Origin of the sequence: Thalassospira xianhensis MCCC 1A02616 (assembly GCF_003326475.1) — a bacterium.
Lineage (GTDB): Bacteria > Pseudomonadota > Alphaproteobacteria > Rhodospirillales > Thalassospiraceae > Thalassospira > Thalassospira xianhensis.
In genome coordinates, this window is record NZ_JPWA01000074.1 from 1 (window position 1) to 4,651 (window position 4,651).

A 4,651-nucleotide genomic window follows, 5' to 3' on the forward strand; every position below is an offset into this window, starting at 1 on the left:
CGCCACCGAAGCCGCCTATCACTATCGACGCGCCGCCGATCTGGGCGATGTGTCTGCCATGGTCAATCTGGCCGATTGCTATCTGCACGGCATCGGGGTCGATGTCAGCCTCCCCCGCGCACGTGAATGGTATGAAAAGGCCGCCTCCAACGGCGATGCCTACGCCCAATACAACCTTTCCGCCATCTACCAGTCCGGGGCCGAGGGCATTGAACCCGATCCGGTGCTGGCCCGGAAATGGATGAAGCTCGCCGCTGAAAACGGCGATCCCGATGCCCCTTACTATTACGGCCATTTCCTCGAATACGGCATCGGCGGCCCTGAAGACCCGGCAGGCGCAATTGCCTGGTATCAAAAGGCTGTCGAACTTGACGATACCAACGGTTTTGCCGCCATGGGCCGGATGCATTATTACGGCGAATACACCACCGAAGACCTCGAACTTGCCTGGTACTATCTTTCCATCGCGGCTGCGCGCGATCATGTCGAAGCCAAAACCTGGATCGAAGTCGCCGCCCCCTCCGTCACCTACGAACAACGCACCCGCGCCGCGGCCCAGGTCACCAAATATCTGGCGGAAAAAGGGGCGCAGTAAAACCATCGGACGGCAGGCTCATCGCCGGTTTTAAGGATGCGGCACGATAGACTCCCGCTTTCGCGGTAGTGACGGTGAAAGGAGCCTTTTCCCTGCCGTCATTCCCGCGCAGGCGGGAATCCAGTCCTTCGCGCCGCAGGTAAAAGCGGGGCCCGGAACCCCGGACCCCGCCCATCACTCATCCGTCAGATATCAGACCGAAGCCGCCACCGGATAAAACGCCTTGATCGCATAAGTCATGGCGATGTTACGCGGACGGGTTTCACTTCCACCCTCAGTGAAACTTTCACTAAGTTGGCTGTTAGGTTCTCCACCATTCCTGTTTGGGTTATGGTCAGCATATCCACCAAGAGCGCTGTCCGTCAGATTGTAGCTATAGGCAAGGCTGTGATTATGGCTTCGGAATGCATCTTCCTGCTTCGTTCCAAACTCACGATCCGCATCCACACCACGCCCGGCATCAAAACCACGAACAAACTCGCCGCGAAGATCCGGCAGGTTAAAGGTGGCAATCTGATCCCCATGGCCCCAAACCGTACCAATCACGGCATAAAGATCGGCATAATCGGTCCGCGAAACCGCCGAACCGTCACAGACCAGCCAGCCTTCCGGCGGGGTCGGCATGGCAAAGGCGGTGACCGAACCGATTTCGGCACCGGAACCGCCGCCATTGCCGCCGTTACCGCCCGAACCGCCATTGGCAATCAGGGTATTGATCGCCTGCAAAAGCTGGGTGTCATCCTGACGGTCCGGCGCGATATTGGCCGCCAGAACAACGTTCAGAACTTCGCTGGCAACCGGTGTATTACACTGCATGGATATTCTCCGTTTTGGATAAAAGAAAACCCGGCAGCGGAATGCTGCCGGGTCGAGGGAAAAAGTTAACGCCGTAAAATCAGACCTTGATGATGTAGTTCAACACCACGAAAGGCTGCATGTTGTTATGCGGCTGGTCGCCGCCAGCGGAAGCCATCTGCTTGAACTTCCCGCTGTTGTGATATTGCGGATCATTCATCATTCCATAAAGCTGCTCAGTCCGACCAACCAAGGCGTTATCGTGATTATGGCTCGGCATTTCATCGACCGTAAGCTGATGGGTTTCCGCACCATCTGAAACGCCCAGCACACGATCACTCAGATCAACGCCCTGACCGGCACCAATCGCGGTGCGACCCCGCAGATCAGGAAGCTTGAAGCTGCCCGGTGCTTCGCCCTCGCCATAAACCGTACCAATCACGGCAAACAGATCGGCATGGTCGCTGGCCAGCAGTTCAACACCATCACACAGCATGAAGCCCTCCGGCGCCGTCGCACCGGCAAACGGCAGCACCGTGCCAAGCGGGGTCGCACCACCGCCGCCACCATTGCCGCCACCCGAAATCAGCGTATTGATCGCCTGCAAAAGCTGCGTCTTGTCATCGCAATCCGGCCAGATACCTGCCGCCTGGATAACGTTAAGCACTTCGCATTCGACCGGTTTGGAACCCTGCATGGGCATTCTCCTTGGTTTGGACATAAAAAAACCGCTCCTGCCGGGGCAGAAACGGGTCGAGGGAAAAATGAAACTGGTTGGTAAATTCGGTGAACTTGGGCGGACGGCCCGGATCAGTCCGTATTCGAACTGCCAATCGCCGTCATATCGCGGACATCAACACCCAAAGCCCCCGAGCTCGCCACGACGAACAATCCGCCTGACATGGTGGCATCGCGGTTGGTATTGGCGATGATAATGTCACCAACCCGCAGCATGTCGCGCGCATCGGCAAAATAGCCCGCCGTATCGACGTCGGCGGCGAAATCCGGGGTGATGTAATGCCAAAGCGTAAAGCCGTTGGCATAGGCCAGAACACTGAGGTTTCTGGCTTTAAAACCTTCTGCCATTTTGATCTCCGTTATCTGTATGGAAAATATTCAAAAGCCGCGGCTTATTCTTTGGCCCGGATGCAGCTCACCCCGGCATCATCAACAAGCACCGCGCCCTGGCTCATGGAATTGTTGACGAAATGCGCCGCATGGTCGCCGTGCCAGGTAATGTCAGACTGCACATCCGCCCCAATCGCATGGCCAATCGCCGTTCTGTGATACCAGAAGCACGACCGGATGCCGTCTGCCACCGGAAGCCCCGAATGCGGCATCCACAGCGTGCCAAGCCACCGCTTGGCCTGTGTTCCCTTCCACGGCAGGTCATCATCACCGACATAATCGGCATTGGAAAATTCCGGGATCTGTAACAATTCGGACCACTGTTTCCAGCCGACAATCGCATAACGCTGCCCGTCATCGGGCACATCGCGGTTGCCCATGCCTTCAAAGGCTGCCATCACCTTGCCAAGCGCAAGCCCTGTATCATTGTGATCAATAAGCTCCTCACCGCTTGCCAGCGCATTGATGATCAGATCATCGGTCTTCCGGCCCAGCGCATAGGCCCCGGCATTGGCCAGAACCATCTTTTCATCGTGATTGGTCTTAAGCTCGTCGAGCGCATCGACCCAGTCACCGGCATAATAATCGCGAAGGTCACAGCGCACCGCTTCATGTTCGGCATTCATCACCGGCACCTTGCCATGGCGCGCCTTGGTGGTGGCCTTGCCCTTGCCGACTTTCTGAAAAACCGTGCTGGCCCCCTTCACACTGTTTTTGACCCGCACCGTATTGCGAAGCTTCGACCCCATCCGCTGATAGGCCTGATGCACATCGGCCTGGAAATGATCGACAAAGCTTTTATCGATTGTCACGCTCATCGGTTTTGTATCCTTCTGCCCTAAAACAATTTTCCGACCACAGCGACGATGAAACAGCCCGACAGCGCTGCAAATCAGGCAATTTCGCCTTATTTGCACCCCGAACCGGTCATCTTGCGGTCATGGTTGAGTGGTTTGGTGTTGTCGTTCGGAACCCCGCCTGCTCGACCGGTTTCGAACACCTGTCCGGTTTGGCCGGACCTGTTGCAAAATTGATGATCTGGAGTTTGCGTTGCGCGCAAAACTGTTTGCCACCATCGCCCTGATCGGGATTGGGGCAGCGGGTTATACCCTGCTGCCCTATACCCCTGTTCCCGGCTATTTCAACGATTTCACCAGCCGGGTTTCGGCCCTTGCCGGGTTTGGCGCGGAAAATATCCGCAACCGGATTCTGCCCGATCTCGAAGCCGAACTGTCCAACGCCGATCTGGCAATTGGCGCGCCGGTTTTCGTGCGCGTCTTCAATGCCGACCGCGATATCGAAGTCTGGCTCAAGGCAAACAACCGTTACCGCTTGTTTACCCGCTATAATTTCTGTGATGCCGATGCCATCACCCACGCCAATGACGGCGATGGAAACTCCACCGGTGCCGATAGCGCCACCATCGGCAATGCTGCCGATCTTGGCGTTTACCATGTCACGCGCGACGACCTTTCCCCCAACAGCCCGTATCACCTCGAAATCGCCCTGACCCCGCTCACATCGGGCAGCCCCGAAGAAATGGCAGAACAGGCCCAAACCGCCCGCCCCGCCCTTCGCGGCAACTGCGAGGGCACGGGCGGTATTGCCCTTGAAAACAGCGATATCGAACCGGTCTATATGCTGATCGATACAGCCCTTCGCGCCGGGCAGGCACAGGTGCCCGTCCATATCTTTGAAAAACGCCAGAACATGGATGATGCCGTGACCCTCACCGAAGACGCCTTTGCCAGCGTCCCGGCACCGGGGCTTTATGACGTGTATGCCGCGTTCGAGCGCACCCGCATTCCCCCCGAAGTCCACAAAACCGATGGCCGCTATCAGGTGAACTAGGCAATACCATGCAGGCGGTCAAAACCTGCCTGCACCTCGGCGACAATCGCCGGATCACGGTCGCGCCAGTATCGCGGATCATTCATTTTGGCCCGGATATCTTGGCGCAGATCACCCGTCGCATCGCCTCTTGATCCTGCCGCCAACCCCGGCTCCGTCCCGCCATTCATCAACCGGTGAATGCTGCGCACCCCGTCGGCTGTCTGGCAAAGCACCTCAAACGCCGCCTCGGGCAGGTTTTCGCGCCCCCATTTCTCAATCCGGGGCGCGATCCGCTTCCAG

Annotated in this window: 6 protein-coding genes and 1 pseudogene; 2 read left to right on the top strand and 5 right to left on the bottom strand. The window is 57.5% G+C overall.

Annotation, left to right across the window (positions count from 1 at the left end; genetic code table 11):
• A partial coding sequence (locus TH5_RS24900) for a tetratricopeptide repeat protein (protein WP_147250190.1) occupies positions 1-595 on the top strand: 595 nt, incomplete at its 5' end.
• Between the two features lie 192 nt (positions 596-787).
• Here TH5_RS24900 and TH5_RS24905 read toward each other — a convergent pair.
• The 4 genes from TH5_RS24905 to TH5_RS24920 all read right to left on the bottom strand — a co-directional run bounded on the left by TH5_RS24905 (position 788) and on the right by TH5_RS24920 (position 3,336).
• Complete coding sequence (locus tag TH5_RS24905) at positions 788-1,411, bottom strand: phage tail protein (protein ID WP_114124116.1); 624 nt, start codon at positions 1,409-1,411, stop codon at positions 788-790.
• Positions 1,412-1,490: 79 nt separating this feature from the next.
• Positions 1,491-2,087, bottom strand: coding sequence for a phage tail protein (locus TH5_RS24910; RefSeq protein ID WP_114124117.1), 597 nt, complete (start codon positions 2,085-2,087; stop codon positions 1,491-1,493).
• A gap of 113 nt (positions 2,088-2,200) precedes the next feature.
• Positions 2,201-2,476, bottom strand: a complete 276-nt coding sequence (locus TH5_RS24915; protein ID WP_037991859.1) for a hypothetical protein — start codon at positions 2,474-2,476, stop codon at positions 2,201-2,203.
• Between the two features lie 44 nt (positions 2,477-2,520).
• Entirely contained in the window at positions 2,521-3,336 is an 816-nt protein-coding gene (locus tag TH5_RS24920) for a phage capsid protein (protein WP_114124118.1), read from the bottom strand.
• Between the two features lie 232 nt (positions 3,337-3,568).
• Between TH5_RS24920 and TH5_RS24925 the strand changes: the two genes are divergently transcribed.
• On the top strand, positions 3,569-4,369 hold the full coding sequence (locus TH5_RS24925; RefSeq protein WP_114124119.1) for a hypothetical protein: 801 nt from the start codon (positions 3,569-3,571) through the stop codon (positions 4,367-4,369).
• Here TH5_RS24925 and TH5_RS25750 read toward each other — a convergent pair.
• Positions 4,366-4,651, bottom strand: a pseudogene (locus TH5_RS25750) (capsid assembly protein); the annotation flags it as partial. The gene TH5_RS24925 and the pseudogene TH5_RS25750 sit on opposite strands and share 4 nt — an antisense overlap.